The 5,295-nt window shown below is 47.4% G+C and carries 2 tRNA genes and 3 rRNA genes; all 5 read left to right on the plus strand.

What is annotated here, in order from left to right:
* Positions 1-1,478 (plus strand): 16S ribosomal RNA (locus BXU01_RS23375); the annotation flags it as partial.
* Between the two features lie 127 nt (positions 1,479-1,605).
* Positions 1,606-1,679, plus strand: a tRNA-Ile gene (locus BXU01_RS23380).
* 153 nt (positions 1,680-1,832) lie between these two features.
* A tRNA-Ala gene (locus BXU01_RS23385) sits at positions 1,833-1,906 on the plus strand.
* Positions 1,907-2,087: 181 nt separating this feature from the next.
* Positions 2,088-4,971 (plus strand): 23S ribosomal RNA (locus tag BXU01_RS23390).
* Between the two features lie 179 nt (positions 4,972-5,150).
* Positions 5,151-5,260 (plus strand): 5S ribosomal RNA (rrf, locus tag BXU01_RS23395).
* Positions 5,261-5,295: the final 35 nt, after the last annotated feature.

Below are 5,295 nucleotides of genomic sequence, written 5' to 3' on the forward strand. Positions count from 1 at the left end.
TAGCGCGAGGCGTAAGACTAGCAAGTCGAGGAGTAGAGTGCTGCGTAAATTGAGAACGGGGAACGGGTGAGTAACGCGTATGCAATCTACCTTTGACAGAGGGATAGCCCAGAGAAATTTGGATTAATACCTCATAGCATTGAAGGATGGCAGCATCCAGAAATTAAAGTCACAACGGTAAAAGATGAGCATGCGTCCCATTAGCTAGTTGGTAAGGTAACGGCTTACCAAGGCTACGATGGGTAGGGGTCCTGAGAGGGAGATCCCCCACACTGGTACTGAGACACGGACCAGACTCCTACGGGAGGCAGCAGTGAGGAATATTGGACAATGGGCGCAAGCCTGATCCAGCCATGCCGCGTGCAGGATGACGGTCCTATGGATTGTAAACTGCTTTTATACGAGAAGAAACACTCCTACGTGTAGGAGCTTGACGGTATCGTAAGAATAAGGATCGGCTAACTCCGTGCCAGCAGCCGCGGTAATACGGAGGATCCAAGCGTTATCCGGAATCATTGGGTTTAAAGGGTCCGTAGGCGGTTTAATAAGTCAGTGGTGAAAGCCCATCGCTCAACGGTGGAACGGCCATTGATACTGTTAAACTTGAATTATTAGGAAGTAACTAGAATATGTAGTGTAGCGGTGAAATGCTTAGAGATTACATGGAATACCAATTGCGAAGGCAGGTTACTACTAATGGATTGACGCTGATGGACGAAAGCGTGGGTAGCGAACAGGATTAGATACCCTGGTAGTCCACGCCGTAAACGATGGATACTAGCTGTTGGAAGCAATTTCAGTGGCTAAGCGAAAGTGATAAGTATCCCACCTGGGGAGTACGTTCGCAAGAATGAAACTCAAAGGAATTGACGGGGGCCCGCACAAGCGGTGGAGCATGTGGTTTAATTCGATGATACGCGAGGAACCTTACCAAGGCTTAAATGTAGATTGACCGTTTTGGAAACAGAACTTTCGCAAGACAATTTACAAGGTGCTGCATGGTTGTCGTCAGCTCGTGCCGTGAGGTGTCAGGTTAAGTCCTATAACGAGCGCAACCCCTGTTGTTAGTTGCCAGCGAGTCATGTCGGGAACTCTAACAAGACTGCCAGTGCAAACTGTGAGGAAGGTGGGGATGACGTCAAATCATCACGGCCCTTACGCCTTGGGCTACACACGTGCTACAATGGCCGGTACAGAGAGCAGCCACTGGGCGACCAGGAGCGAATCTATAAAACCGGTCACAGTTCGGATCGGAGTCTGCAACTCGACTCCGTGAAGCTGGAATCGCTAGTAATCGGATATCAGCCATGATCCGGTGAATACGTTCCCGGGCCTTGTACACACCGCCCGTCAAGCCATGGAAGCTGGGGGTGCCTGAAGTCGGTGACCGCAAGGAGCTGCCTAGGGTAAAACTGGTAACTAGGGCTAAGTCGTAACAAGGTAGCCGTACCGGAAGGTGCGGCTGGAACACCTCCTTTCTAGAGCCTCGAGTGTTAGTTGATTTATCAACACGCTGAGGAAAAAAGAAGAAGCTTTAGAGGTTTTAATTTTAAGACTTATTTTACTCTTGCTGTTAGTTCAAATAATAAATTTTAAGTAAAACAGAGTCTCGTAGCTCAGCTGGTTAGAGTACTACACTGATAATGTAGGGGTCGGCAGTTCGAGTCTGCCCGGGACTACTTTTTAAATTGCTAATTATAAATTATGTATTGTAAATTATAAGGAGCAGCTAAATTTAAGAAGACTGTGCGCTTAGAAAAAGGAAATTTTAGAGGTTGAGTAACCGTTTTAAGTACTGTTAACTGAGAACTGTTAACTGACAACTAAAAAATGGGGGATTAGCTCAGCTGGCTAGAGCGCCTGCCTTGCACGCAGGAGGTCAACGGTTCGACTCCGTTATTCTCCACAATTCAACGTTTAATCGTTGATTTGTTTAAGCGGTTAACCGAATTTACGGTTTGACGATTAAACGAAACAAAGTTCATTGACATATTGAGATAAGAAAATAATAAAAAGTAGAAAGCGTTTTTTGTTATAACTAACAAAAAACAAAAAAAACGGTCTTGTTTTAAGTAACAAGATTGGTACAATAAGCAAAATAAGGGCGTATGGGGGATGCCTTGGCTCTCAGAGGCGATGAAAGGCGTGATAAGCTGCGAAAAGCTGCGGGGACGGGCACACACCGATTGATCCGCAGATACCTGAATGGGGCAACCCACTATGTTGAAGACATAGTACACCGATAGGTGGGCAAACCCGCTGAACTGAAACATCTAAGTAGGCGGAGGAGAAGAAAACAAAAGTGATTCCGTAAGTAGTGGCGAGCGAACGCGGATTAGCCCAAACCAATGTTGTTACGGCAATGTTGGGGTTGTAGGACCACGATATTTTATGTACAAGGAACCGGAAGTTACTGGAAAGTGACGCCATAGAGGGTGATAGCCCCGTATGGGTAACAAGTATAATAGATAGTGGTATCCTGAGTAGGGCGGGGCACGTGAAACCCTGTCTGAATTTGGCGGGACCATCCGCTAAGGCTAAATACTCCTGAGAGACCGATAGTGAACCAGTACCGTGAGGGAAAGGTGAAAAGAACCGTGAATAACGGAGTGAAATAGATCCTGAAACCATACGCTTACAAGCGGTCGGAGCCCTTTCGTGGGGTGACGGCGTGCCTTTTGCATAATGAGCCTACGAGTTAACGTTGCTGGCAAGGTTAAGTGATTAAGTCACGGATCCGTAGCGAAAGCGAGTCTGAATAGGGCGCTTTAGTCAGTAGTGTTAGACGCGAAACCGTGTGATCTACCCATGGGCAGGTTGAAGCTGTGGTAACACACAGTGGAGGACCGAACCGGTTGACGTTGAAAAGTCTTCGGATGACCTGTGGGTAGGGGTGAAAGGCCAATCAAACTCGGAAATAGCTCGTACTCCCCGAAATGCATTTAGGTGCAGCGTTATGCGTAAAGTTATATAGAGGTAGAGCTACTGATTGGATGCGGGGGCTTCACCGCCTACCAATTCCTGACAAACTCCGAATGCTATATAATGTTTCATAACAGTGAGGGCTTGGGTGCTAAGGTCCAAGTCCGAGAGGGAAAGAACCCAGACCATCAGCTAAGGTCCCCAAATATATACTAAGTTGAAAGAACGAGGTTTGTCTGCCCAGACAGCTAGGATGTTGGCTTGGAAGCAGCCATTCATTTAAAGAGTGCGTAACAGCTCACTAGTCGAGCGGACGAGCATGGATAATAATCGGGCATAAGTATATTACCGAAGCTATGGATTTACAGGCAACTGTAAGTGGTAGGGGAGCATTCTAACAGGGTTGAAGGTGTATCGTAAGGTATGCTGGACTGGTTAGAAAAGAAAATGTAGGCATAAGTAACGATAATGCGGGCGAGAAACCCGCACACCGAAAAACTAAGGTTTCCACAGCTATGCTAATCAGCTGTGGGTTAGTCTGGTCCTAAGGCGAACCCGAAAGGGACAGTCGATGGCTAACGGGTTAATATTCCCGTACTACTAATTACTGTGATGGGGTGACGGAGTGATGAAAGCGCCGCGAACTGACGGAATAGTTCGTTGAAGTACCTACCTATAAGATGCGCAGGCAAATCCACGCGTCTTGGGGAAATACGATAGTACTCGGAGTCTTCGGACAAAGAGATAGTGCGCCTAAGGGCTTCCAAGAAAAACCTCTAAACTTCAGGTAATTAGTACCAGTACCGTAAACCGACACAGGTAGTTGAGGAGAGAATCCTAAGGTGCTCGAGAGATTCATGGCTAAGGAATTAGGCAAAATAGACCTGTAACTTCGGGAGAAAGGTCGCCCTGAGCAATCAGGGCCGCAGTGAAGAGGTCCAGGCGACTGTTTATCAAAAACACAGGGCTCTGCAAAATCGTAAGATGAAGTATAGGGCCTGACACCTGCCCGGTGCTGGAAGGTTAAGAGGAGATGTTATCTTCGGAGAAGCATTGAATTGAAGCCCCAGTAAACGGCGGCCGTAACTATAACGGTCCTAAGGTAGCGAAATTCCTTGTCGGGTAAGTTCCGACCTGCACGAATGGTGTAACGATCTGGACACTGTCTCAGCCATGAGCTCGGTGAAATTGTAGTAACGGTGAAGATGCCGTTTACCCGCAGTGGGACGAAAAGACCCTGTGCACCTTTACTATAGCTTAGTATTGACCTTGGATAAATGATGTGTAGGATAGGTTGGAGACTGTGAAGTGGCGTCGCCAGGCGTTGTGGAGTCATTGTTGAAATACAACCCTTTGTTTATCTGAGGCCTAACCCCATATTGTGGGGGACATTGCTTGGTGGGTAGTTTGACTGGGGTGGTCGCCTCCAAAAGAGTAACGGAGGCTTCTAAAGGTTCCCTCAGTACGCTTGGTAACCGTGCGTAGAGTGCAATGGCATAAGGGAGCTTGACTGAGAGACATACAGGTCGATCAGGTACGAAAGTAGAGCATAGTGATCCGGTGGTTCCGCATGGAAGGGCCATCGCTCAAAGGATAAAAGGTACGCCGGGGATAACAGGCTGATCTCCCCCAAGAGCTCATATCGACGGGGGGGTTTGGCACCTCGATGTCGGCTCGTCACATCCTGGGGCTGGAGAAGGTCCCAAGGGTTGGGCTGTTCGCCCATTAAAGTGGCACGCGAGCTGGGTTCAGAACGTCGTGAGACAGTTCGGTCTCTATCTACTGTGGGCGTTAGAAATTTGAGTGGATCTGATTCTAGTACGAGAGGACCGAATTGGACAAACCTCTAGTGTATCTGTTGTCCCGCCAGGGGCACCGCAGAGTAGCTACGTTTGGAAGGGATAAGCGCTGAAAGCATATAAGCGCGAAACCCACCACAAGATGAGATTTCTTTTAAGGATCGTGGAAGATGACCACGTTGATAGGCTATAGATGTAAAGGCAGTAATGTCATAGTCGAGTAGTACTAATAATCCGTAAGCTTATGTACACCCTTTTCCCCCGATGCAAATCGGGGGAAGAAACTTTCTAAAATAGTAAATAAAAGTCCTTTTCTTTATCTCAGTATGTTAAGATATTTGCTCGACGCAAGAGCAGTTGATGGTTCATAGTTGCCAGTTGTTGGAGAAATCTATCAACAAACAAGCAAAAACCAACAACTAAAAACCTTAAGGTGGTTATTGCGGCGGGGCTCACCTCTTCCCATCCCGAACAGAGTAGTTAAGCCCGCCTGCGCAGATGGTACTGCAGTTATGTGGGAGAGTATGTCGTCGCCTTTCTTTTTAAAACCCTGTTTCTAACAAAACAGGGGTTT

The sequence above is a fragment of the [Flexibacter] sp. ATCC 35103 genome, assembly GCF_001975985.1.
GTDB lineage: Bacteria > Bacteroidota > Bacteroidia > Flavobacteriales > Flavobacteriaceae > Flavobacterium.